The organism is Nocardia sp. NPDC051030 (genome assembly GCF_040683015.1).
In the GTDB taxonomy this organism is placed as follows: Bacteria; Actinomycetota; Actinomycetes; order Mycobacteriales; family Mycobacteriaceae; genus Nocardia.
Genome location: NZ_JBFBCD010000014.1, coordinates 1 through 23,236 on the forward strand (window position 1 = coordinate 1; position 23,236 = coordinate 23,236).

Below are 23,236 nucleotides of genomic sequence, written 5' to 3' on the forward strand. Positions count from 1 at the left end.
CCCAGGAGGGTCGCAGCATCACCTTCATGGCCAAATACAATGAGCGTGAAGGCAATTCGTGCCACATTCACCTCAGCCTGCGCACTGACGCGGGCGGTCGAAAAGGGTCGCTACCAGCGCGGGCCGCGCTGGATCTCATCCACCTTGGGCCGCACGTCGGCCAGATACACGCCGGTGGCCACAATGGCGATAATGCTGAAAAGGCTCACCGGCACCTGCCCGATCCACAGCCCGACCAGTGCGGCCACCAGAATGCCGATCCAGGCCGGCTTGGTCAGCTTGTCGACAGCCGTGAAGGCATCGGGACGCTGCCGGATCGCGTGAATGAGCGCGAACACCGTCATACCGGCGGCAGCGAGTTGCAGTAGAAAAAGGACCGTCCCAGCTATCCCGTGCGTCACCGGACCCATCATACGAGAAAGCACAGCTGAACTGCCTTTGAACGACTGTGGCCCTCGCGCACGTCAGTACGCGAGGGCCACAAGCACGTTCGTGCCTGACGCTTTTTACTTCTTGGCGGCGGGCGCGGCCTTCTTGGCCGGGGCCTTCTTGGCCGGAGTGGCCTTCTTGGCGGCCGGAGCGGGCGCCGGAGCCGGAGCCGGGGCGTCGGCCGGAGCGGACTCGGTCTTCACGTCGACGACCTCGCCCTCGACGGTCTCGTCCTCGGCGTCGGTGGCGGTGCGGCCCAGCAGCGGCGCGACCTGGTCGGACACCTTGCCGATGACGTCCTGGGTCTGCGAGACGAGGTCGTTGTAGATGCTCTCGACCTGCTCGATGCGACCCTCGAGGGCCGGGTTGGCGCGCAGCTTCTCGACGGTCTCCTCGCCGCGGGCGGCCAGGTCGGCGTACAGGTCCAGCAGCTGCTGGTAGTAGGTGTCGACCAGCTTGCGCAGCTCGTCCGGGGTGGCCTTCTCGCGCAGCTCGGCCAGGTCCTCGGGCAGCTCGGACGGCAGCGCGGAGACGCGCTGACGGAGGGTCTCGACCTGCTCCTTGGCATCGGCCGGCAGGTTGGCGAAGCGCTCGCGGGCCTCTTCGACACGGCCGGAGACGTCGGTCGCGGCCGCGCGCTCGCGGATCTGCGAGACGGCGTCAAGGACGGCGGCGTAGATGGCGTCACCCGCGCCGACGGTCGCGTACAGCGGCTTGGTCACGGTGGTGGTGAGGTTCGTTTCGGTCATGGTTCTTCGCTCTCCTGGCGTGGCGGAACTTCGGTTGTGCGGTGCGGAACCTCGTTGTCCCTGTCTGAGGCTGCCTTGTCGAAAGAGGCGACCCGTTTTCCCCCGGGAACGCCCCCCATCGGGTCCGTCGCGTCCCCTTGCTCCTCGTTCGCGGCGTTTTCACGGCGGAACGATTCGTAGATGTCCAGGAGGACCTGCTTCTGCCGTTCGGTGAGCCCGATATCGGCCAGCAGTGCATCCCGGACGGGACCGTGTTCCCTCTGCTCGAGGTATCCGGCCCGCATGTACAAGACCTCCGAGGAGACCCGCAGACCCTTCGCGATCTGCGCGAGTACCTCGGCGGACGGGTTGCGCAGTCCGCGCTCGATTTGACTGAGATACGGATTGCTCACCCCCGCCAGCTGCGCGAGCTGGCGCAAGGAGACCTGGGCGGCCTCGCGTTGCGCCCGGATGAAGCCCCCGATGTCGTGTGCCGCGTTGGCTACGCGGCCCGCCCGATCTCCGGCGTCGATGGACGTCTCCACCTGTTCGCCTTCGGTCGGTTCGGGAACCTCGGGATCGTGTGTCATCACGCACCTTCCGGCGGTTGTACGGTCAATTCTAAAACCAGGTGCTAGCTATTGCAAGCACTCTGCTAGCACCATTCCGGCAACCGGTCGGCACCACTACTGCGGCCGAACGATCAACCGTTGAACAGCAAATGTGAAATGGCGTAGATCGTCAGCCCCGCCAGGGAACCGACCACCGTGCCATTGATGCGAATGAATTGCAGATCGCGGCCCGCGGCCAATTCGATCTTCTTACTGGCCTCATCCGCATCCCACCGGGCAACCGTATCGCTGACCAGCGTCGCGAACTCGTCGCCATAGTTGGTCACCAGATACCGGACCCCGCGCTCGAGCCACCCGTCCACCTTGTCGCGCATCTCCGGGTCTGTCGAGAGCCGCTCACCCAACTGCTGGACGTTCTCGGAAACCTTGCGGCGCAAGGTGCTGTCCGGATCGTCGGCCGACTCGAGGATCATGCGCTTGGCCACCCGCCAGGTGGTGTGCGCCATGCCGGTGATCTCCTGCCGGCCCATGAGCTCGGTCTTGATCTTCTCCGCCTTCTTGATCATGGCGTCGTCGAATTGCAGATCCCGGGCGAAATCCTCCAGGAATCGATTGGCCGCCAGCCGCACCTCGTGATCGGGCTGGGTGCGCACCTTCCAGGTGAATTCCACCAGTTCGCGATAGATCCGCTCGGCGAGCAGCGAATTCACGAACTTCGGCGCCCAGGACGGGGCGTCCCGGTTCACGATCCGGTCGAGCGTGTCCTGGCTGTCCAGGGCCCACTGGTGCGCGCGCTCGGTCAGCAGATCGACGAGCGGGGCCTGCCGGTTCTCGACAATGAGCTCCTCGAGGATCTTGCCGATCGGCGGCCCCCACAGCGGTTCGGCAATGCGTTTGACGATGGTCTGGTCGATGATCTGCTCGACGTCCTCATCGCGCAGCACCCCGACCACGGCGCGCAGGATGGTGGCGCTTTCGTCCGAGACGCGTTCGGCGTGGGCCGGATCCGCCATCCAGCGCCCTAGACGGAAGGTGATCTGGGCCGAGTTCACCTTGGTGGCAACGGCGTCGGGGGACAGGAAATTGGTGCGGACGAAATCGCCGAGGCCCGCGCCGAGCTGGTCCTTCTTCTTGCGGATGATGGCGGTGTGCGGGATGGGCAGGCCGAGCGGATGCCGGAACAGCGCGGTCACGGCGAACCAGTCGGCGAGCGCGCCGACCATGCCCGCCTCGGACGCGGCCTTCACATAGCCGACCCAGTTCCCGCCATCGCCGCGCGATTCGATCCACGCGCAGACGATGTAGACGACGGTGGCGAAGGCCAGGAAGGCGGTGGCGATGGCCTTCATCCGCCACAGGTCGCGCTTCTTGCCCTCTTCGTCCAGGAGATCGGCGAAGGCGCCACCCGCCGCTGCTGGTGACGCGCCCGCGGTGATGGCCTTCGTAGCCTTCGGCTCGTTCGACTCGAGTACCCCGGCACTGCCGGCAGGTTGCTCCATATGTTCCATTCTGCTGCTTAGTGTGACGAAGTCCCTGCCATCGGGGCCGTCCCGAACGGCGACGGCCGGTCGCATGGGAGGCTTAAGCTGAGTACATCCAGCACAAACCCGCGAACGAGGAGCCTCCGCTGACCACGAAGAGCACCGTGACCGCGGCTGTCGACGCTGCTTCTCCCCGCACCGGCCGTGTGGACGGTCGCAAGCGGCGCTGGCAGCAGCACAAGATCGACCGACGCGAGGAACTCGTGGACGGCACTCTCGCCGCGATCCGCAAGCGCGGCGGCGACGCCGGCATGGACGAGATCGCGGCCGAGATCGGCGTCTCCAAAACCGTGCTGTACCGGTATTTCTCGGACAAGCAGGATCTGACCCGGGCCACCATGGAGCGGTTCATCGAGACCACGCTGATGCCGCGCATCTACGAGGCGATCAGCGATGACCTCGATGAATACCAGCTGGTCCGCAATACCCTCGCCGCCTACGTGCACACCGTGGACGACGACACCGATGTCTATCGCTTCATCATGGGCAACGGCTCCTCCACCGACACCTCCACGCTCGCCGACTTCGAAAAGCTGTTCGCGCAGGTGGTTTCGGCCGTCATCGTGGACAAGTCCTTCGATCGCGGCGTGCAGACCGAGGGGGCGATGCTGTGGGCGTATGTCCTGGTCGGCGGCGTGCAGCTGGCGACGGACTGGTGGATCACCAACCGCACCATGTCCAGTGACGAAATGCTCGACTACCTGACCATGATGGCGTGGAGCGCCATCGAAGGCATGGTGCGCTCGGGCGGCGATCGCGAATGGTTCAACTCCCGGCAGCATGTGCTGCCCGACCCGGAGAACAAGCCTCAGCAAGTCGAGTGACCGACTGAAAACTCGGCGCTTGCATCAGCAAGCAGTACTGGTCCAGAGGTTCGGTGTGTGGTTAGGCTGAACCCCGGCGGTGCCGATCACGGGTTCCGTCGCGTCAGCACCAACGGGGGTGTTTGGCTCAATGGAGGGTCACTGATGGCGAAAGAGCTGCCCACATCCAGGCTCGCTCGGGGGACCAAGCTGGGCATGGCGGTCGCCGGTAATGCCTTGCGCGCTCAGAAGACTCGTCGCTCCATGCGTGGCCGTTCCGAGGCCGTGCGCGAGCGGATGGCCGAGGAATCCATGATCCGGGCGACCGAGCAGATGGTCATGGTGCTGGGCACCATGAAGGGCGTCGCCATGAAGCTCGGGCAGATGCTCTCGGTGCTGGACCTGGATCTGGTGCCGCCCGAGCATCGGGAGCGGTTCCAGCGGCGGCTCGCCGTGCTGCGCGACAGCGCGCCGTCGGTGTCGTTCGAGGTCATGCGGGCGGTCATCGAAGAGGACTTCGGCAAGACCCTCGAGGATGTCTTCAAGGAATTCAATCCGGAACCCATCGCGGCCGCCTCCATCGGGCAGGTCTACCAGGGCACGCTGCACGACGGCCGCGAGGTCGTGGTGAAGGTGCAGTACCCGGGCATCGACTCGGCCGTGCGCGCGGATCTGAAGAACCTGGCCATGTTCCGGCGCATCCTGCAGTCCGCCATGCCGTGGGTGACCCCGGCCGTGCTGGACGAACTGCGGTTGAACCTGGAGAGCGAACTCGACTACGTCGCCGAGGCCAATACCCAGAAACAGATCGCCGCCATCTACGCCGGGCACCCGTTCATCGTGGTGCCGGACACCATGCCGGAGCTGTCCACCACCCGCGTGCTGGTGAGCGAATACTTCCCGGGCCGCGGTTTCGAGGACATCCGGACGCTGCCCGCCGCCGAACGGAATCGAATCGGCGAGATCATCTACCGCTTCTACGTGGGTTCGCTGTTCACCTTCAACGAGTTCTGCGGCGACCCGCATCCGGGCAATCTGCTGCTGGGCGCGGACGGCAAGGTGGCGTTCCTGGATTTCGGGCTCTACAACCGGATGGATCCGGAGCATGTGGAGTTCGAGGCCACCTGCATTCGCGCCGCGGCCGAGGAACGCGCGGAAGACCTGCGGGACTTGATGGTCAAGCGCGGTGTCATCGACTCCCCCGACGAGATCACGCCCGAGGAATGCCTGGAATACGTGCTCGCCGCCTGTGAATGGGCACTCGTGGACGAGGATCTGACCATCACCCCGGAACTGGCCTCGGGTGCCTTTATTTTGGCGGTGGATCCGCGGGCGAGCGAGTTCACCGGCATGAAGCAGCAGAATCTGCCGCCGGAGCACCTGTTCTCGCGGCGCGCGGACTTCCTCACCTTCGGCATGCTCGGGCAGTTGGAGGCCACCGGGAATTGGCATCGCATCTCCCGGGAATGGCTGTACGGGGACGACCCGGCCACCGAACTCGGCCGGATTCATCACGACTGGCTGGCGACGCGGCCCGCGCCGAAGCCGACCACCGGCCCCGCGAAGAAGACTCGCAAACGCGCCGCCAAGGCGTGACCCTCTCTCGGACGGGAAAGATTCATGGCAGACAGGGAATTCGATATCGCGCTATTCGGCGCGACCGGTTTCGTCGGCAAGCTGACCGCGCAGTATCTGGTGGAGGCCGCACCGGCCGGGGCGCGCATCGCCCTGGCGGGGCGTTCGCCGGAGAAGCTGGCCGCGGTGCGTGCCGAGCTGGGGCCGCAGGCGGCGGAATGGCCGCTGGTGCAGGCCGATTCGACCGATCAGGAGAGTTTGAACGCACTCGCCGCGCGGGCCAAGGTGGTGGTCACCACGGTCGGCCCGTACCTGCGCTACGGCTTCCCGCTGGCGCAGGCCTGCGCCGAGAACGGTACGCATTACGCCGATCTCACCGGTGAGCCGCTGTTCATTCGCGACTGCATCGACCGCTTCGGTGAGCGGGCCGTCGAGACCGGCGCGAAGATCGTGAATTCCTGTGGCTACGACTCGATTCCGTCGGATCTGAGCGTGTACCAGCTGTACAAGCGGACCGTCGCGGACAATTCCGGCGAGCTCACCGACACCACCCTGGTGGCCTGGCTCAAGGGTGGGGCCAGTGGCGGCACCATCGATTCCGGCCGCGCCATGATGGAGGCCATCGCGGCCGATCCGAAGAAGGGCGCGATCATGTCGCACCCGTATTCGCTGAGCCCCGATAAATCCATGGACCCGGATGTCGGCCGCCAGAGCGATCAGGCCCTGGAGAAGGCGTCGAATATCGATGCGAGCCTGAACGGCTGGGTGGCGACCTTCATCATGGGCGCGCACAACACCAAGATCGTGCGCCGCAGCAATGGCCTGCTGGGCTGGCCGTACGGCAAGAACTTCCGCTACCGCGAGGTCATGAGCGCGGGCTCCTCCGCCACCGCCCCGCTGGTCGCGGCGGGCATCGCGGGCGGCATCGTGGCCACCATGGCGGCGGGCGCGGTGCTCTCGCGCGTCGGGGCCGGGCGCAGGCTGCTCGACCGCATCGTGCCCAAGCCGGGCACCGGTCCGAGCGAGAAGACCCGTCGCAGTGGCTGGTTCACCATGCGCACCTTCGCGCACACCACCTCCGGCGCGAAGTACGTGTGCACCTTCGCCGGGCAGGGCGATCCGGGCTATCAGGCGACGGCCGTCATGCTCGGCCAGTCCGGCCTGGCCTTGGCCTTCGATACCCTGCCCGAATTGGCGGGCATCCTCACGCCTGCCTCCGCCATGGGTGACGCTCTCACCGATCGCCTGCGCAAGGCGGGGCTGACGATCGAGGTCGAAGCGGCCTGAGGCCCTTACGGTTTCGCACCGTCGAACCCCCGCCCGACTTCGGTCAGGCGGGGGTTCGCTCCATCAGGGCGGTGGCCGCCGCGCGAAGTTCGGGGCGGGCGGCCTCGGAATACAGTTCGGCCAGGGCGGTTTCGGCGACCATGGCGACGATCAGCAGCGCCACGGCGGGGGCGTCGACCCATCCGAGAATGGTCAGGTCGGGCGCGATGAGCTGGGCGAACTGCTGATTGCGCGCGTGCACCTCGTCGAGCAGATCGGTCTCGGTGCGGGATTGGGCGAGAAAGGCCTTGGTGCCGCGAGTCGCCAGGCAAGCGTCGAGGTAGGCGGCGACTCCGATGCGCAGGCGTTCGGGGCCGGGTGTCATGCCGTCGATCGCGGCGAAGATGACCGCCGCCAATTCCTCGTGGTAGCGGCGGTGCAGCGCGACCACATAGCTGCGGCGGTCCGGAAAGTGGTGGTAGAAGGTGCCTTTGGCCATGCCCGCGGCGGCGACCACGGCATTGACCGAGAGCCCGCGCAGTCCGGTGCGGTTCGCGACCTCCACACCCGCGTCGAGCAGGGCGGTGCGGCCGGGTTCGGCGGGGCGCGGCATGACCGGTTGTCCTTTCTGAATTCTTCTCTTCCGGAAGGGTACACACGCGCGCTAACCTATGACCGACCGGTCGGTCACGCCTGACGCGAAGGGGGCGGCAGGGGTCCGGCCGGTCCGAAAACACAGGAGCGGCAATGCGATCGGCGACACTCTGCGCCTTACTCGCCCTCATTCCGGCGGTCCTCGCGGCCGGTCCGGCGGCGGCCGATGAACCGTCCTACAGCTATCCGAGCGGGCTGGCCGCCGAGCTGAGCGAGCCCGGCCAGTCCCCGCCCGGCGCGAACGACTGGCACTGCACACCGTCGGCGGCGCATCCGAATCCGGTTGTCCTGCTGCACGGCCTGAGCAATGACACGATCAGCTGGAACACCCTGTCGCCGGTCCTGGCGAACGCCGGATACTGCGTGTTCACCACCACCTACGGCGTCGGTCTGGCCGGTCCGCTCATCGGCGCGTTCGCCCCGGTCGAGGACAGTGCCCGCCAGATCGCGGACTTCATCGACCGGGTGCGGGCCGCGACGGGCACGGAAAAGGTTGACCTGGTGGGTCATTCGATGGGCGGTGCGGTGCCGTTCTATTACCTGAACCGGTTGGGCGGCGTCGGGAAGATCGATCACTATGTCGCCTTGGCCGCACCGCTGCACGGCACCACCGTGAGCGGTATCGCCTCCCTGCAACCGCTGCTCGAATCCACCGCGTTCGGGCGGGAATTGGTGCAGCAGTGCGGTCCGTGCAGCCTGTCGCCCGGCTCGCCGTTCCTGGACACCCTGAACCCGGACCCGGCGATCGCCCCCGATATCCGCTTCACGACCGTCGTCACGCGCTACGACGAGATCGCCACGCCGTATACGACCGGACTCATGGACGGCCCGAACGTTCGCAATGTGGTGCTTCAGGATCTGTGCGCGACCGATTTCACCGAGCATTACGAGCTGCCGTACGACCCGGTCGCCGTGCGCGTCGTGCTCAATGCCCTGGATCCGGCGCATGCGCAATCGGTCAGCTGCACAGTGGTGTTGCCGTTCGTGGGGCCCGTCGGGGGCTAACTCTGGTCGATCGACCAGAAGTTGTGCGAGAGGCGGCACCCGCAGAAACTCTCCGGTAGGGTCCCAACGGGACGGCGGGTCGTGCCGGAGAGAGGGGGTCGGCCAGGGTGAAATGGATCCTGACCCCGGATGAGTTCACGCTGGTCTGGACCCGTGAAACGGATCTGGAGCGCCGCCCCTATCCCCTCGATACGATCGCGCCCGCGCCGGAGAATCCGAGTGCCGCACCGCGATTGGCGCATCGGTTTCTGCGCCGCACCGATCCCGAGCTTGCGGCCGCACTTTCCCTGTGTGCCCGCACCGATACAACGACCGTCACCTTGTACGGGCAGCGCACCTCCGGTCCGGATCAGCATCGCATTCTCGCCTTCGCGGCGGTGGCGCAGCAGCGGGTCGGGATTCTGGTCGCACTGCCGGATTCGGTGACCGTAATGCTCTGCCCCGCAGACCAATTGGGGCGGGAGCTGGTGGAGATCATCGGTTCCGCACCGGCCGGTCAGGGTGCGGCCATGCGGGAATCGCAGCGGACGGTGCTCTATTCCGCGGAGCCGAGGCCCGAACCCGACACCGAGGAACCCGAACCCGACGAGGCCGACCGCTTCCGCCGCAAACTGCGCGAACCGGTGGACGGCCGCGGATTCATCACCGTCACGGTGGAACCCGCCAATCCACTGTCCCCGCCGACCCGCCACCGCACCTGGCTGGATTTCACCGGCGACGGCCGCTACCTGCTCACCACCGCCAATGATCTGACTCTCGCACCCGTCACCGACGAGGAATTGGCGGAGCATCTGGTGCGGCTAGCCCGTGTTTAGCGACAACTGATCTCGCAAGATCCGGGGTAACTCCAGGGGTACCCCCACAATCGGTTACGCACCTCATCGCACCACGCGTGCACGACAGCGAACGGCACTCTGCCGTGCGCTGAATATGCGGAGAGGCGGGACAGTTTCGGCGAGGTTGCTGACACGAAGCGCGACAGCGTGTTACCCATGTGGGATGGCGAAGGCGACATCCTGGTCGAAACCGGTCACCAAGGCTCTTCGGGCCGACGGTGTGAAGGTCAGCGATCTGAACACATCCGCGACTCCCGGCTTCAAGGGCGATAAGCGCGCCGGGGAAGCCCTGCTCGAGGAACGCAGCGCGGTGCTGTCGGATCTGCAGGAGAGGTTGTACGCCAATGGCCGCTCCGGCGATACCCGCAGCGTGCTGCTCGTCCTGCAGGGCATGGACACCGCGGGCAAGGGCGGCATCGTCCGGCATGTGATCGGCTCGGTGGATCCGCAGGGTGTGCGCCATGCGGCGTTCGGGGTTCCGTCCGCCGAGGAGAAGAAGCATCACTTCCTGTGGCGGATTCGCCGGGAGCTGCCCAAGGGCGGCCAGATCGGCGTGTTCGACCGTTCGCACTATGAGGACGTGCTGGTGGTCCGGGTGCACGAGTTGGTGCCGCCGGAGGTGTGGGGCAAGCGCTACGAGGAGATCAACAAGTTCGAGCGCAAGCTGGTCGACGAGGGCACCATCATTGTGAAGGTGGCCATGTTCGTCTCCCTCGACGAGCAGAAGAAGCGGCTCATGCAGCGGCTGGAACGGCCGGACAAGTACTGGAAGTTCAATCCGAACGATATCGACGAGCGCGCCTACTGGCCCGCCTACCAGGAGGCGTACCAGGCTGTCCTGGATGAGACCAATACCGAGTACGCGCCGTGGAATGTGCTGCCCTGCGATTCCAAGTGGTACGCGCGACTGGCCGTCACCGAACTGCTGATCGATGCGCTGCAGGGGCTGAAGCTGGATTGGCCGGCGGCCGATTTCGATGTGGAAGAACAGAAACGGCGGCTCGCCAAGGGGTGAACTTCCCCCCACCACGCTCCGCGATATCCCAGGTCGTCCGGGCTCGGGCCGCGAGCCGTGCGGTTTCACAAGGAATCTCTCAGGTTCGCGGGCGAAGATGAGCCCGACGATTCGTGACTACGGAAGGCGTGGTGAGCGCACACGTGAGCAACAAACCGGGTGACCGTAAGAACCCGCTTGCGAAGCCGGGCGACCGTTCGAACCCCCTCGCGAAGGCCGCGCGAGCCGACCGCAATCGCAAGATCTTGATCCAGGTCGGCGTGGCCGTCGTGCTGATCGGTCTGGTTGCCGGGATCGGCATCGGCCTGGCGATGAGGAAGTCCGACAAGGACAAGAACAATCCGACCAATACGGCCGCGGGGTTCGCGCCGGTCCTCACCCATGACGCGAGTGCGGGCCCGATCCCGGCCAATCTCACCTCGGGCGGCGCGATCCGCATCGGCAAGGCCGACGCCAAGGTGAAGGTCCAGGTCGTGGCCGACCTACAGTGCCCGGCCTGCCAGATGTTCGAGCACGCCAATTCGGCGGCGCTGGGCAAGGCCGTGACCGATGGTTCCGCGACGGTCGAATACAACATCATCTCGTTCCTGGATCGCGCCTCGGGCGGCAACCAGTACTCCACGCGGGCCGCCAATGCTGCCTATGTGGTGGCGTCGGCCGACCCGTCGAAGTTCCAGGCCTGGCTGGGCACCATGTTCGACAAGCAGCCCGCCGAGGGCGGCAGCGGCATGACCGACGATCAGCTCATCCAGATCGCCACCGAGGCCGGTTACACCGATCCGTCCATCGCACAGGACATTCGGGACAACAAGTACGCCGCCTTCGTGAAGGACGAGACCAAGGCCGTCTTCGACACCGGTCTCAAGTCCACCCCGTCGGTGTACGTGAACGGTGAGCAGGTGTCCGATCCCAAGGCGCTCATGAGCCCGAACGGGATCACCTCGGTGATCGAGGCCGCGGCGAAGTGATCGTCGCGGCTCCACCCCGCTCCGCGTGGCCACTGTTGCTGTGCGGCTTGATCGGCTTCGGCGCGTCGGTGACGCTCCTGATCGACAAGTTCAAGATCCTCACCGATCCCGGCTTCAAACCGCTGTGCAGCATCGACCAGGTGGTCGCCTGCACGACGGTGATGGAGTCGGATCAGGCCGCCGCGTTCGGATTCCCCAATCCGATCATCGGCGTGGTCGGCTTCGCGGTGGTGGTGACGCTCGGCGTGCTGGCCGTGGCGGGTATCGGCTTCCCGCGCTGGATCTGGGGCGGCCTGTGGGTCGGGCTGCTGCTGGGCATCGCGTTCATCGGCTGGCTGTTCTACAACGCCGTCTTCGAGATTCACGCGCTGTGCCCGTGGTGCATGGTGGTGTGGGCGGTGACGCCGGTCCTGCTGGCGATCGTGACGGGCCAGATCTGGGGCAAGTCCCGGGGTTTGGTGCAGATCGCGGTGGAGTGGCGCTGGACCGTGGTCGCGATCTACTACGCGGTCATGATCCTGATCGTCTACATCCAGTTCCAGGATTACTGGCGCGACAAGTTCTAATTCGGCGGGCCGACCGTGAGGACGACGGTCACGGTGCGTTGCGCGCCACCGGAATCGGTGACGTCCAGGCGCACCGCGTCCTCCGGTCTGTGCAGGTTGAGGGCGGCCTTGAGGGTCGTCGAATTGAGGATGGGGCGTCCGTCGAGGGCGGTGATGATCTCGCCGTCGACGAGGCCCGCCGCATAGGCGGGCAGCCCGTAGATGGACACGTCCACGCGCGCACCCGAAGGCTGCGCATCCGAGGTGAGGATGCCGAGCGTCGCGGTGGGGCCGATGTGGACGGTGTCCGTCGGTGTGCCGGAACGGATTTGGCGCACCACGGTCATGGCGGTGTCGATGGGGACCGCATAGCCTTCCGGGCCGCGGCCGAGCGCCTTCTGGAGATCGCCGGAGGCGGCGGTGACCACGCCCACGACCGCGCCGTAGCGGTCCACCAGGGCTCCGCCGGATTGGCCCGCGGCCACGGCCGCCCCCACTTCGATCAAGCCGTGCAAGGACTTTCGCGACAGGTCGGCGGCATTGCGGGCCACGATGGCACTGTCCAATCCGGTGATCGCGCCGCTCACGGCGGTGGGTGAGCCGGTGCCGCCCGCATTGCCGATGGCGAGGAGTTGATCGCCGAGTCGCAGGATCGCGGAACTGCCGACCCGGGCGACGGGAAGGTCACTCGCACCGGAGAGTTCGAGCAGGGCGATATCCGCGCCGGAGTCGTAACCGAGGACTGTGGCCGGATAGACCGCGCCGGTGCCGACATCCGTAACCGTCACGGTGTCAGCGCCTTTGATGACGTGGTGGCTGGTGAGGACCTGCCCGTCGGAGGTGAGCACGATGCCGGATCCGGCCGCGCCGAGACCGTAGGGCCGGATGGCGGCATTGATGTTCACCAGTGCGGGTTCCACCACGCCGGAGACCAGGGTGGCGTCGATCGGCGGCAGCGGCGGGCCGATCAGGGTGGCGGTGGTGGTGTCCTCATGGAAGGCGAAGCGGGGCAGATCGCCGCGATAGCCGAGGAATCCGGCGGCGGCGAGGACTGCGACGAAGAGCAGGATCAAGAAGCGGCGGCCCGCGTGGGAGGGCCCTCGGGCATCCCCCGGATGGGGGGCCGCGCCGCCCGGGTTCACTTCCATGCACCCTCCGACCGCTATTCGCCCGTCGGCTCGAGCGTCTTGTATCTACCGGTGTACCAGTTTCAGTGGCTGAGCGCGGCCACTGCCAACATGAATCCCACTCCGGCCAGGGTGCACAGCAGCGGCCACTTGGAGGGCTTCCCGGCGTGGGCTTCGGGGAGGATGTCGGCGGTGGCGAGGTAGAGCAGGAATCCGGCGAAATAGCCCAGGTACATACCTACCAGTTGGGCCGGAACTTGTACGAGGGTTCCGACGATCGCGCCGAAGACGGGCGCGACGGCATCCGCGCCGAGCAGGATGAGCGCCCGCCGATGCGCGTTCCCGTACAGCGTGGTGATGGTGAAGGTATTGAAGCCGTCCGCGAAATCGTGGCAGATCACCGCCAGGGCCACGGCCGCACCGACCGCCGCACCGGCTTGAAAGCCGAACCCGATGCTGAGCCCGTCCAGGAAACTATGGAAGACCAGCCCGCCCGCCGCCACCAGCCCGACCGAGGCGAAATCATGGTGGTGCGAACCGAATTCCTCTTCATGCCCCACATGCAGGGCCATGGACTTCTCGATGATGTGCACGGTGAAGAAGCCGACCACCGCGGCCAGCAGTGGCACCGGCACACCGAGCGCGATCCGGTCATCCTGCTCGAGCGCCTCCGGCATGAGATCGAAGGCCACCACGCCGAGCATGACGCCCGCCGCCAGGCCCAGCACCAGGCGTTTGCGATCGCCGATGCGGGCCGCGATGAGCCCGCCGATGAGCGTGGAGCACATCGAGACGAGCGCCAGCAGAATGGCCATCACTGCAGCATGCCGATCGGTCGCCGATTGATCGGCGCGCCGCGCCGAGCGTGGCATTCCGGACAAATTCTTGGTGAATCGGCACATGCGCAGGTAGGCATAGAGGCATGAGCACTGCTGCCGCCTATGCCGTCTCCACGCCCGATGGCCGATTCGAGAAGGTCGCGATCGAGCGGCGCGAACTCGGCCCCCACGATGTGCTGATCGACATCAAGTACGCCGGCATCTGCCACTCCGATATTCACACCGCCCGCAATGAATGGCACGGCACCTCCTACCCGTGCGTGCCCGGTCATGAGATCGCGGGCCTGGTCGCGGCCGTCGGCTCGGCCGTGACCAAGCATCGGGTCGGCGATCGGGTCGGCGTGGGCTGTCTGGTCGATTCCTGCGGGCAGTGCGACCCGTGCCTGGCCTCCGAGCAGCAGTACTGCCAGCGCGGCACGGTCTGGACCTACAACTCCCGGGTCCCCGAGGAACAGCAGGCCGGTGGTTACACGCTCGGCGGATACGCCACCCAGGTCGTGGTGACCGAGGGCTTCGTCCTGTCGATTCCGGAGGGCATCGGACTGGATGTGGCCGCGCCGCTGCTGTGCGCGGGCATCACGCTGTTCTCGCCGCTGCGGCATTGGAATGCCGGGCCCGGCAAGAAGGTCGCGATCATCGGCATGGGCGGGCTCGGGCATGTGGGTGTGAAGATCGCCGCCGCCATGGGCGCGGAGGTCACCGTGCTGAGTCACTCGCTGTCCAAGCAGGCGGACGGTGCTCGCTTCGGCGCACACCACTACTACGCGACCAGCGAGCGGCAGACCTTCAAGGATCTGCGCGGGAAGTTCGACCTGATCGTGAACACGGTGTCGGCGGACCTGCCCATCGATCACTACCTCAAGCTGCTCGATCTCGATGGCACGCTGGTGATCCTGGGCCTGCCCGATAAGCCCATGGAGGTCAAGGCCTCCACGCTGGCCGGATACCGGCGTTCGCTGTCCGGGTCCATGATCGGCGGGATCGCGCAGACCCAGGAGATGCTGAACTTCTGCGCCGAGCACGGCATCGGCGCGGAGATCGAGGTGATCTCGGCCGACCGCATCGACGAGGCCTACGACCGGGTGGTGGCCAGCGATGTGCGCTACCGCTTCGTCATCGACACGGCGACCATGTAGATCCCACGGTGAGTAGCACGGCGCGGTTACGTTGGCCGGGTGTCCGAGGATGAAAACCGCACGCCCACCGCGACCGACGAGACGGGGACCCCCGACAAGATCTCCGTCTCGTCGGTGATCCCCGCCTGGCTGCCGCGCGCCTACCTGCTGGCGGCGGCCACGGTCGCCGGAATCGTGGTCACCTTCTGGGCCCTGACCCAATTGAAGGGACTGCTCACCGTTCTGGTGGTGTCGCTGTTCCTGGCGTTCGCCATCGAACCCGCCGTGAACTGGCTGGCGGCGCGCGGCTGGAAACGCGGCCCGGCAACCGGGCTGGTGTTCCTCATCGTGACGGTGGTGCTGGTCGGATTCGTCTGGACCATGGGCGAATTGGTGGTCGATCAGGTCACCAATCTGATCAAGAACGCGCCGCACAATGCGGAGGACGCGGTCACCTGGATCAATTCGACCTTCCACACCGATCTTTCGGTCAGCGACGTCACCGAACGGACCTCGCAGTGGAGTTCGAAGCTGGAGTCCTGGGTGGTCGGAATGGCCGACGATGTCTGGGGCATCGGCACCAGCGCCATCGGCGTGCTGTTCCAGGCGCTGGGCGTGCTGCTGTTCACCTACTATTTCGCCGCCGACGGGCCGCGGTTCCGCAATGCGGTGTGCTCGGTGCTGCCACCCAAGCGGCAGCGTCATGTGCTGCGCGCCTGGGGTATCGCGGTCGAGAAGACCGGCGGCTACCTGTACTCCCGTGCGCTGCTGGCACTCTGCTCGGCCATCGCGCATTACGCGGCCATGCGGGTGCTGGGGATTCCGTCGGCGTTCGCGCTGGCGCTGTGGGTGGGCGTGGTCTCGCAGTTCATTCCGACGGTGGGCACATATCTGGCGGGCGCGCTGCCGGTGCTGGTGGCGCTGGCGCACGAACCGCGGGACGCGCTGTGGATTCTCGGGTTCATCGTGGTCTATCAGCAGTTCGAGAACTATGTGCTGCAACCGCGCATCACGGCCACCACCTTGGATATGCATCCGGCGGTGGCGTTCGGCGCGGTGCTGGCGGGGGCGGCCTTGTTCGGTGCGACCGGTGCGCTGCTGGCCATTCCGGTGACGGCGACCGCGCAGGCCTTCATCGGCGCGTACATCCGGCGCTACGAGGTGGAGACGCCCGGATAGCCCGATCCCGAAGTGTCGGCTCGGATACATTCGCAGGGTCTATCAGCTGACAGAGAATATCGGCGCTGACCAGCAGTATTGCTTGCACGGGAACAAATCCCGAGAGCCAAGCACAAGGAGCCGATCGAATGTCCATCACCGCCAAGCGCATTGTCACCGTCCTGGCCGCCGGCCTGTTCGCCCTCCCGGTGGGTGCGGGCGTCGCCGCGGCCGACAACCACCACAACAACAACGATCGCGGCTACCACTACTACTGCGACCGCGACAGCAGCGGCTGGGACTGGAACTACTGCTGGAACCACTACCGCAGCGAATGGCAGCGCGATCACGGCAATGACCGCGGCGACAACCACGGCAACGACAACCACAACGGCAATCACGGCTGGTGACCCGGCTACGGCCAGAGCAGATGAACCCGAAGACGATCGCAGCGCAGAGGCTGCGGTCGGTGACACCCCCGGTGTCACGAATGATGGTGCGGCAGTAACGGAGCCGACGGCAATGCGGCCGCCGGTCGCTCGATGGCCGAGCATGCCCGCTACTGCCCACCGATTAACGCGCCGGACCCGTCACCCGATTCTCAGTAGTTGGCCGTTCGGCCGGGGCGTACCCTTGCGTCAGCCGCTCGCGTTCGGGGGAGGTGGCCGCCGATGCGGTTGAAGCCGGGCGAAAGATTCGCCGGATATACAGTCGAACGCCAATTGGGCGCCGGCGGAATGGGTGTCGTCTACCTGGCGCGCCATCCCCGGCTCGAGCGCCTGGTCGCGCTGAAGGTCCTCAACGATGTCTTCGCCGACGACGAGAAAGCCCGCGCCCGCTTCGAACGCGAAACGGCGCTGATCACAGCCCTGGATCACCCCAATATCGTGCCCATCTACGACCGCAATTCGCCTGAGGACGAGGTGCTGTGGATCTCGATGAAGTTCATCGAGGGCGGGGACGCCGCGCACCTGCTCACCGCCTCCGGCGGACGGCTCGGCGGGATGCGCGCGGTGCATATGATCGCCGACGCCGCCCGCGGCCTGGACCACGCGCACCGCCACGGCATTCTGCACCGCGATATCAAACCCGCCAATCTGCTGGTGGAACAGGAGGGTTCCGAACGCGCCCTGGTCACCGATTTCGGCATTGCCCGCAGCCTGGAGGACACCGAGACCGGCTCCCGGGTCAGCGCCACCGTCGCTTATGCCGCGCCGGAACGGTTCGGCAGCGATCCGGTCGACCATCGCGCCGATGTCTATTCGCTCGGCTGCACGCTCTACAAACTTCTGACCGGCGACCCACCCTTCCCGCGGCGTGACGAGGCCGCCGTCATGGCCGCGCACTTGCATGCCACGCCGCCGCGGCCGACCGATCAGCGCCCGGATCTGCCCGCGGCCCTGGATGGTGTGCTCGCCACCGTGCTGGCCAAGAATCCCGCGGATCGCTATCCGGACTGCATCACCTTCGCGGACGCCGCCTGCCTCGTGGTGGATCCGAACTGGAAACCGATTGTGCGCGAACAGATGTACGGGACATCCGCCGCGGAAACGGTGATGTTCCCCCCAGTGCCCGCCCCCGAAGTCGAGACCATGATCGGGCTTCCGCCCACGGTGGAGTCGCCGCGGAGTGGGGCGTATCGGAACACCGGCGCGCATCGGCCGAATTCGGCCGGTGGACAACGGCTTCAGCCTCCCGGCGGACAACGACCGGAGTCGCTCGGCGGAACACGGTTCGAACCACCTGGCGCACAACGCCCCCGACCGCAGTCCGGGCAATGGCCGCCGCAGGGCGGGCAGCGGTTCGAGCAGGCAGGCGGAGAGCGTCCCCGATCACCCGATGCACCGGTGTGGCAGCCGTCCGGGCCACAGCGCGGGAGTGCCGATCCGGCGAGTGCCGGTGGACCGGATATCGGCGGGCGGCAGCGCTTTTCGCGTCGCCGCCTGCTGATCGGCGGGGTCGCGGCGCTGTCGGTGGGAGCGGCCGGAGCCGTCACGGCGGCGGTGACGCTGTCCGGCAATCGATCCGAGTCGAAGTCGAGCGGAAGTTCTCCCCAATCATCCACAGGCCCTGTGGAATTACAGGCGGGCACGCAGGTGCTGGCGCTGACATTCTCCCCGGACAGCAAGTTGCTGCTCACCGGCGGCAAGGACAATGCGGCACAGATGTGGGAGGTCGCCACCGGCAAGCAGGTGGGCAGTCCCGTTACCGGCCATAGCAATTCGATTCGTGCGGTGGCCATCAGTCCGGACGGGACGCTCTTCGCCACGGGCAGCGAGGACAATACGGCGCGACTGTGGGAGCTGGCCACCCGCCAGCCGGTCGGCAGTCCGCTGACGGCCCATACGAATGTGGTGCGTTCGGTGGCGTTCAGCCCGGACAATACGTTGCTGGCCACCGGCAGTGACGATGCCACGGCGCAACTCTGGACGGTGCGCTCCCGCATGCCCGACGGCACGGCGCTGACCGCGCACAGCGGTGCGGTGCGGTCGCTCGCCTTCGCCCCCGATGGCGTGCTGCTGGCCACCGGCAGCGCCGACAATACGGTGCGGCTGTGGACGGTTCGCACCCGCGAACCGTCCGGATCCGCCCTGGCGGGCCATAACAGTCAGGTACGCGTGGTCGCCTTCCATCCCGGCGGTACCCTGCTCGCCTCCTCGGGCGATGACGCCACCATCCGAATCTGGGATGTGCGCGCCCGCAAGGCGGCCGGGGATCCACTCAGCGGTCACGCCGAGCCGGTGCTCTCCCTCGCCTTCACTCCCGACGGCAGTCGTCTGGCCAGCGGCAGTCGCGATGGCACGGTCCGGGTGTGGGACACCACGACTCGCGCCCCCATCGGTAATCCGCTGACCGGCCACACCGGCCCGGTCCACTCGCTGGCCTTCTCCCCCGACGGCACCCTGCTCGCCACGGGCAGCGCCGACAACACCATTCGCTTCTGGAGAAACGCCGATATCCACTGAGCGCGGGCGACAGTGTTCTTGTAACCGATGCCGGTACTTACAGGGGAGACAACCTCCCCGAGTAGGCGGCAGTGGCGGAACCGGCGGCAGCGTGGCCGCCGGTCACTCAATCGGTCGAGTAATCCCCGCTACTGGCCAGCCTGCTCGTGCAATGCCTTCTTGGCCGCGTCCTGAACCTTGTCGACATGCTCGGCGTACTTGCCTTCGGTCTTCTGGTCCACGATGTCGCCGACCTTGTCCACCAGCGGATCCAGCTTGTCCACGTGCTGGCCCGCCAGATCGGCGGCCTTACCGGCGGCATCCTTCAGATTGTCGAACAGTCCCACGGTCGTACTCCCTGTCTCGAATCAACGTCGTCCACAGGCTAACCCGTGGCTGCCGGAAGTTCGGGAGCATGGAGCACGGCGTTGGTCACTCGTCAGCGGGAGGTCTTCCAGGGTTCGGTCGGGGGAATCCGATCGCCCTTGTCGTCGTAGGTGTCGCTGCCGTTCTTGGCGGTCGGCGGTGCGTCTACCGGCTGATCGCCCTTGCCCGTCGGATCCATGCTGCGCTCCTGTCTCGGGAAAACTTTCTTCGACAGGCTATTTCGCGCTTCATGACCAATTCGTGATCGGTACCCCGAACCGGATCGCGAAAACAGAACGGCGGCACGGGTTCTCGACCCGTGCCGCCGTATTGCTCAGTGCTGGTGTATTACTTGCCCGCCTGCTCGGCTTCGGCCCGGCGGCGGACGCGGCGCGCGGCGGCGACCATGTTCCGCAGGGACGGGTCGAGCTGCCAATGGTGGCGGGTCTTCAAGCCACCGTCGGGGTTGGCCCACAACCGCTGCGGGGTAACGGCTTTCGCCGCGGCGGTGAGCCTCTCGTCGAGCTCGTCGATATCGGGGATGCGCGCCGAACGGCTCTCGTACACGCCCGGGCCGATGCCGTGGGTGAGGCCGATGCCTTCGGCATTGTCCTCTTCGAGCGCATTGAGCACCCATTCGATGGAGCGGGTGGCGACAATGGCGGTCACATCGGCATCGAGTTCCTCGATGGCCTTCACCACGTCCTCACGGCTGGAATAGCCGATGTGGGTGTGGATCTGGGTCTCCGGCCCGACGCCGGAGGTGGCCAGCTTGAACGCACCGACCGCCCAGCGCAGGTATTCGGCCTGCCCCTTGGAGCGCAGCGGCAGCAGTTCGCGAATGGACGGCTCGTCCACCTGGATGATGGCGATGCCCGCCTTCTCCAGGTCCACGACCTCGTCCCGGATCGCGAGGGCCACCTGGTCGGCAGTCTCGTAGAGCGGCTGGTCCTGGCGCACGAAGGAGCGCGCCAGCATGGTGACCGGACCGGTGACCATGCCCTTGACCGGCTTGTCGGTCAGCGACTGGGCGTAGGTGGCCCATTCGACGGACATGGCCTTGGGGCGGGACACGTCGCCGTACACGACCGGCGGTCGCACGCAACGGGATCCGTACACCTGCACCCAGCCGAAGTGGGTGGTGGCGAAGCCGTCCAGGAGCTCCGCGAAGTACTGGATCATGTCATTGCGCTCATGCTCGCCGTGCACGAGCACATCGAGGCCGATGTCCTCCTGCAAGCGGATGGTCGACTCGATCTCGGCCTCGATGCGCTTGCGGTACTCCTCGTAGGACACTTTGCCCTGGCCGAGGTCGTAGCGGGCCTGCCGGATCGCGGTGGTCTGCGGGAACGAGCCGAGCGTGGTGGCGGGCACCAGCGGCAGTTTCAGCTTGGCCTGCTGCGCGATCCTGCGGGTCTCGTACGGTTCGCGAATGCGCATCTGCGGGGTGACGGCGTAAACCCGTTGCCGCACCGCGTGCTTCAGCTTGAAGTGCACCTCGCGCGGCGTCTTGCGCCACTTCTCCGAGGGGCCCTCGGTGAGCGCCTTGGCGAGCGAAACCACTTCCAGGACCTTCTGTTTCGCGAAGGCCAGGCGGTCGGCGACGTGCTCTTCGAGCTCATATTCGACGAGCAGGTCGTAGGGCACGTGCAGCAGGGTGGAACCGGTGGACACCACCATGTCCGGGCACACCTTGGCGAGCGCGTTCAGGTACTCGAGCGTGACGTGCCGGTCGGCGCGCCACACATTGGTGCCGCTGATGACGCCCGCGTACAGCCGCTTACGGGAGATGCCGGGGATCTTGGCCAGGTCCTCGGCGCTGATCCGGTAGCTGGCCAGGTCCAGGCCGATGGCCTCGACCTTGGTGCGCGCCAGGATTTCCAGGGCCTCACCGAAGTCGCCGTACTGGCCGGTGACCAGCATGCGCGGACGCAGCGCGGAGGTGGACAGGCGCTGGTAGGTCTTCTCGAACAGTTCGAGCGTGGACGGCGAGCGGTCGCTGGTGAAGCAGGGCTCGTCGAGCTGCACACAGGTGGCGCCGCGCTTGGCGAGGATCTCGAAGAGTTCCTCGTACACGGGCAGCAGCCGGTCCAGCAGTTCCAGCTTGTCGAATTCGGTTTCGCCGGGGACGTGTCCGGTCTTGGACAGCAGCAGCAGCGACATCGGGCCGAGCACGACCGGGCGCAGTTCGATGCCCGCGGCCTTGGCGCGATCGAATTCGTCGAGCAGAGCCTCGGGGTGCAGCGAGAACTGGGTGTCGGCCTCGAGTTCGGGCTGGCGGTAGTGGTACGGGGTGTTGAGCAGTCGCACCAGTTCCAGCGGCGGCAGGTCGGGGCGGCCGCGCGCCATCAGGAAGTAGAAGTCGAGCGGGTGCAGCCCTTCTCGCTCCGACTCGAACCGCTTCGGCACCGCACCGAACATGAGGGCGTTGTCGAGGATGTGGTCATAGAAGGAGAAGGTGTTGCCGGGCACCTGGGTGAGACCGGTGGCAGCCAACTCGAGGTACTGCGTTTCCTGAATGTCCCGGCCGACCGCGACCAGCTCGTCGCGGGACAGCGTGCCGTGCCAATACGACTCGAGAGCACGCTTGAGTTCCCGATGCGGTCCGATGCGGGGATAGCCCAGGATGCTCGATCCGAAGCCGTCGGTGACGTTGGCCATGAGCGCGCCACTCCTCCTTTAAGTCACCTGTGCGGCGCCCACCAACGAAGGGTGGACGCCGCACAGTTATGCGCCCTGAGTGCCGGGCGGAGTTCAACCCGGGCGGGCCGGCCGGTGTCACCGGCCCTGTTTGCAGCTTATGCCTGAGTCGGGTTCAGCAGAGCTGTACCCGCGTGCCAGTGCTTAGCGGTTGTACTGGTAGAAGCCGGTGCCGGCCTTCTTGCCCAGCAGGCCCGCCTCGACCATGCGCATGAGCAGCGGCGGGGCGGAGTACAGGGGCTCCTTGAACTCGGCGTACATGGAGTCGGCGATGGACTTCACGGTGTCGAGGCCGACCAGGTCGGTCAGGGCGAGCGGGCCCATCGGGTGGGCGCAGCCCAGCACCATGGCCTTGTCGACGTCTTCCTTGGTGGCGAAACCGGATTCGACCATGCGGATGGCCGAGAGCAGGTACGGCACCAGCAGCGCGTTGACCACGAAGCCGGAGCGGTCGGCGGAGCGCACGACCTGCTTGCCCAGCACGTCGGCGGCGAACTGCTCGGCGCGGGCGGAGACGGCCTCGGTGGTCTTGAGCGTGGTGACCAGCTCGACCAGCGGCAGCACCGGCACCGGGTTGAAGAAGTGCATGCCCACGACCCGCTCGGGGTTATTGGTGGCCACGGCGATCTTCATGATCGGGATGGAGGAGGTGTTGGAGGCCAGCACCGCGTTCGGGTCGGTGACGACCTTGTCCAGCTCGGCGAAGATGGCGGTCTTCACATCTTCGTTCTCCAGCACGGCCTCGACGACCAGCTGACGGTCGGCGAAGTCGGCGAGATCGGAGGTGAAGCGCAGCCGCCAGGCGGTCTGCTCACGCTCGCGCTCGGAGATCTTGCCGCTGGACACCGCGCGGTCCAGCGACCGCAGGATGCGGGCGCGGCCCGCGGCGGCGAGCTCACGAGTCTGTTCGAAGACAAGCACATCGACATGCGCCCGGGCACAAACCTCGGCGATGCCCGCACCCATCTGTCCCGCGCCGATGATTCCGACGCGCTGAATCTTTTCGCTGCTCACGTCCCGCTCCTGCTGTTGTTGGCCGTCGTGGCTGT

At 66.4% G+C, this 23,236-nt stretch carries 23 protein-coding genes; 12 read left to right on the top strand and 11 right to left on the bottom strand.

Annotated elements, in window-relative coordinates:
• Positions 1-110: 110 nt before the first annotated feature.
• The 4 genes from AB0N05_RS36960 to AB0N05_RS36975 form a co-directional block, all read right to left on the bottom strand.
• Positions 111-410 (bottom strand): DUF2516 family protein, encoded by a 300-nt coding sequence (locus AB0N05_RS36960; protein ID WP_364703513.1) that lies wholly within the window; start codon positions 408-410, stop codon positions 111-113.
• A gap of 96 nt (positions 411-506) precedes the next feature.
• Positions 507-1,178, bottom strand: coding sequence for a heparin-binding hemagglutinin (locus tag AB0N05_RS36965; RefSeq protein WP_364703278.1), 672 nt, complete (start codon positions 1,176-1,178; stop codon positions 507-509).
• On the bottom strand, positions 1,175-1,747 hold the full coding sequence (locus AB0N05_RS36970) for a helix-turn-helix transcriptional regulator (RefSeq protein ID WP_364703281.1): 573 nt from the start codon (positions 1,745-1,747) through the stop codon (positions 1,175-1,177). The genes AB0N05_RS36965 and AB0N05_RS36970 overlap by 4 nt, the downstream gene beginning before the upstream one ends.
• Positions 1,748-1,860: 113 nt before the next feature.
• Positions 1,861-3,078: a DUF445 family protein gene (locus tag AB0N05_RS36975; RefSeq protein WP_364703516.1), complete on the bottom strand. Its 1,218-nt coding sequence runs from the start codon at positions 3,076-3,078 to the stop codon at positions 1,861-1,863.
• Between the two features lie 296 nt (positions 3,079-3,374).
• On the opposite strand from AB0N05_RS36975, the gene AB0N05_RS36980 reads away from it, so the two are divergent.
• The 3 genes from AB0N05_RS36980 (at position 3,375) to AB0N05_RS36990 (ending at position 6,935) form a co-directional block, all read left to right on the top strand.
• A complete protein-coding gene (locus AB0N05_RS36980; protein ID WP_364703284.1) occupies positions 3,375-4,094 on the top strand; it encodes a TetR/AcrR family transcriptional regulator in 720 nt (239 codons plus the stop codon).
• A 144-nt stretch (positions 4,095-4,238) separates the two neighbouring features.
• Positions 4,239-5,669, top strand: a complete 1,431-nt coding sequence (locus AB0N05_RS36985; protein WP_364703287.1) for an AarF/ABC1/UbiB kinase family protein — start codon at positions 4,239-4,241, stop codon at positions 5,667-5,669.
• 24 nt (positions 5,670-5,693) lie between these two features.
• Positions 5,694-6,935, top strand: a complete 1,242-nt coding sequence (locus AB0N05_RS36990) for a saccharopine dehydrogenase NADP-binding domain-containing protein (protein ID WP_364703289.1) — start codon at positions 5,694-5,696, stop codon at positions 6,933-6,935.
• Between the two features lie 43 nt (positions 6,936-6,978).
• On the opposite strand, the gene AB0N05_RS36995 is transcribed toward AB0N05_RS36990, so the two are convergent.
• Positions 6,979-7,527: a TetR/AcrR family transcriptional regulator gene (locus AB0N05_RS36995; protein WP_364703292.1), complete on the bottom strand. Its 549-nt coding sequence runs from the start codon at positions 7,525-7,527 to the stop codon at positions 6,979-6,981.
• A gap of 134 nt (positions 7,528-7,661) precedes the next feature.
• Between AB0N05_RS36995 and AB0N05_RS37000 the strand changes: the two genes are divergently transcribed.
• The 5 genes from AB0N05_RS37000 (at position 7,662) to AB0N05_RS37020 (ending at position 11,958) form a co-directional block, all read left to right on the top strand.
• A complete protein-coding gene (locus AB0N05_RS37000) occupies positions 7,662-8,573 on the top strand; it encodes an alpha/beta fold hydrolase (RefSeq protein ID WP_364703294.1) in 912 nt (303 codons plus the stop codon).
• Positions 8,574-8,680: 107 nt separating this feature from the next.
• Positions 8,681-9,388: an ESX secretion-associated protein EspG gene (locus AB0N05_RS37005; protein WP_364703296.1), complete on the top strand. Its 708-nt coding sequence runs from the start codon at positions 8,681-8,683 to the stop codon at positions 9,386-9,388.
• A 184-nt stretch (positions 9,389-9,572) separates the two neighbouring features.
• Positions 9,573-10,424 (top strand): polyphosphate kinase 2 family protein, encoded by an 852-nt coding sequence (locus tag AB0N05_RS37010; protein ID WP_364703299.1) that lies wholly within the window; start codon positions 9,573-9,575, stop codon positions 10,422-10,424.
• Between the two features lie 143 nt (positions 10,425-10,567).
• On the top strand, positions 10,568-11,392 hold the full coding sequence (locus AB0N05_RS37015) for a thioredoxin domain-containing protein (RefSeq protein WP_364703301.1): 825 nt from the start codon (positions 10,568-10,570) through the stop codon (positions 11,390-11,392).
• On the top strand, positions 11,389-11,958 hold the full coding sequence (locus tag AB0N05_RS37020; protein ID WP_364703303.1) for a vitamin K epoxide reductase family protein: 570 nt from the start codon (positions 11,389-11,391) through the stop codon (positions 11,956-11,958). Before AB0N05_RS37015 ends, AB0N05_RS37020 begins: the two co-directional genes overlap by 4 nt.
• Here AB0N05_RS37020 and AB0N05_RS37025 read toward each other — a convergent pair.
• Entirely contained in the window at positions 11,955-13,085 is a 1,131-nt protein-coding gene (locus AB0N05_RS37025) for a trypsin-like peptidase domain-containing protein (RefSeq protein ID WP_364703306.1), read from the bottom strand. The two genes, AB0N05_RS37020 and AB0N05_RS37025, sit on opposite strands and share 4 nt — an antisense overlap.
• 62 nt (positions 13,086-13,147) lie before the next feature.
• A complete protein-coding gene (locus AB0N05_RS37030) occupies positions 13,148-13,879 on the bottom strand; it encodes a ZIP family metal transporter (RefSeq protein ID WP_364703309.1) in 732 nt (243 codons plus the stop codon).
• Between the two features lie 107 nt (positions 13,880-13,986).
• Between AB0N05_RS37030 and AB0N05_RS37035 the strand changes: the two genes are divergently transcribed.
• The 4 genes from AB0N05_RS37035 to AB0N05_RS37050 all read left to right on the top strand — a co-directional run bounded on the left by AB0N05_RS37035 (position 13,987) and on the right by AB0N05_RS37050 (position 19,142).
• On the top strand, positions 13,987-15,039 hold the full coding sequence (locus AB0N05_RS37035; protein ID WP_364703312.1) for an NAD(P)-dependent alcohol dehydrogenase: 1,053 nt from the start codon (positions 13,987-13,989) through the stop codon (positions 15,037-15,039).
• A 39-nt stretch (positions 15,040-15,078) separates the two neighbouring features.
• Positions 15,079-16,197, top strand: coding sequence for an AI-2E family transporter (locus AB0N05_RS37040; protein ID WP_364703316.1), 1,119 nt, complete (start codon positions 15,079-15,081; stop codon positions 16,195-16,197).
• Positions 16,198-16,325: 128 nt separating this feature from the next.
• Positions 16,326-16,586 (top strand): hypothetical protein, encoded by a 261-nt coding sequence (locus AB0N05_RS37045; RefSeq protein ID WP_364703319.1) that lies wholly within the window; start codon positions 16,326-16,328, stop codon positions 16,584-16,586.
• Between the two features lie 261 nt (positions 16,587-16,847).
• Positions 16,848-19,142 (top strand): protein kinase, encoded by a 2,295-nt coding sequence (locus AB0N05_RS37050; RefSeq protein WP_364703321.1) that lies wholly within the window; start codon positions 16,848-16,850, stop codon positions 19,140-19,142.
• 128 nt (positions 19,143-19,270) lie between these two features.
• Here the strand turns inward: AB0N05_RS37050 and AB0N05_RS37055 are convergent, their stop codons facing one another.
• From AB0N05_RS37055 to AB0N05_RS37070, 4 genes are all read right to left on the bottom strand, one after another.
• Entirely contained in the window at positions 19,271-19,468 is a 198-nt protein-coding gene (locus tag AB0N05_RS37055) for an antitoxin (RefSeq protein WP_364703324.1), read from the bottom strand.
• Positions 19,469-19,560: 92 nt separating this feature from the next.
• A complete protein-coding gene (locus AB0N05_RS37060) occupies positions 19,561-19,686 on the bottom strand; it encodes a hypothetical protein (RefSeq protein WP_364703327.1) in 126 nt (41 codons plus the stop codon).
• A 149-nt stretch (positions 19,687-19,835) separates the two neighbouring features.
• Positions 19,836-22,148, bottom strand: coding sequence for a 5-methyltetrahydropteroyltriglutamate--homocysteine S-methyltransferase (metE, locus tag AB0N05_RS37065; protein ID WP_364703330.1), 2,313 nt, complete (start codon positions 22,146-22,148; stop codon positions 19,836-19,838).
• A gap of 183 nt (positions 22,149-22,331) precedes the next feature.
• Entirely contained in the window at positions 22,332-23,201 is an 870-nt protein-coding gene (locus tag AB0N05_RS37070) for a 3-hydroxybutyryl-CoA dehydrogenase (RefSeq protein WP_364703332.1), read from the bottom strand.
• Between the last annotated feature and the right edge of the window lie 35 nt (positions 23,202-23,236).

Bases quoted from the DNA above. Each gene is read 5' to 3' on its own strand.
- AB0N05_RS36960 (WP_364703513.1), bottom strand. From the start codon at position 410: ATGGGTCCGGTGACGCACGGGATAGCTGGGACGGTCCTTTTTCTACTG.
- AB0N05_RS36965 (WP_364703278.1), bottom strand. From the start codon at position 1,178: ATGACCGAAACGAACCTCACCACCACCGTGACCAAGCCGCTGTACGCG.
- AB0N05_RS36970 (WP_364703281.1), bottom strand. From the start codon at position 1,747: ATGACACACGATCCCGAGGTTCCCGAACCGACCGAAGGCGAACAGGTG.
- AB0N05_RS36975 (WP_364703516.1), bottom strand. From the start codon at position 3,078: ATGAAGGCCATCGCCACCGCCTTCCTGGCCTTCGCCACCGTCGTCTAC.
- AB0N05_RS36985 (WP_364703287.1), top strand. From the start codon at position 4,239: ATGGCGAAAGAGCTGCCCACATCCAGGCTCGCTCGGGGGACCAAGCTG.
- AB0N05_RS36990 (WP_364703289.1), top strand. From the start codon at position 5,694: ATGGCAGACAGGGAATTCGATATCGCGCTATTCGGCGCGACCGGTTTC.
- AB0N05_RS36995 (WP_364703292.1), bottom strand. From the start codon at position 7,527: ATGCCGCGCCCCGCCGAACCCGGCCGCACCGCCCTGCTCGACGCGGGT.
- AB0N05_RS37000 (WP_364703294.1), top strand. From the start codon at position 7,662: ATGCGATCGGCGACACTCTGCGCCTTACTCGCCCTCATTCCGGCGGTC.
- AB0N05_RS37010 (WP_364703299.1), top strand. From the start codon at position 9,573: ATGGCGAAGGCGACATCCTGGTCGAAACCGGTCACCAAGGCTCTTCGG.
- AB0N05_RS37025 (WP_364703306.1), bottom strand. From the start codon at position 13,085: ATGGAAGTGAACCCGGGCGGCGCGGCCCCCCATCCGGGGGATGCCCGA.
- AB0N05_RS37030 (WP_364703309.1), bottom strand. From the start codon at position 13,879: ATGGCCATTCTGCTGGCGCTCGTCTCGATGTGCTCCACGCTCATCGGC.
- AB0N05_RS37035 (WP_364703312.1), top strand. From the start codon at position 13,987: ATGAGCACTGCTGCCGCCTATGCCGTCTCCACGCCCGATGGCCGATTC.
- AB0N05_RS37045 (WP_364703319.1), top strand. From the start codon at position 16,326: ATGTCCATCACCGCCAAGCGCATTGTCACCGTCCTGGCCGCCGGCCTG.
- AB0N05_RS37050 (WP_364703321.1), top strand. From the start codon at position 16,848: ATGCGGTTGAAGCCGGGCGAAAGATTCGCCGGATATACAGTCGAACGC.
- AB0N05_RS37060 (WP_364703327.1), bottom strand. From the start codon at position 19,686: ATGGATCCGACGGGCAAGGGCGATCAGCCGGTAGACGCACCGCCGACC.
- metE (WP_364703330.1), bottom strand. From the start codon at position 22,148: ATGGCCAACGTCACCGACGGCTTCGGATCGAGCATCCTGGGCTATCCC.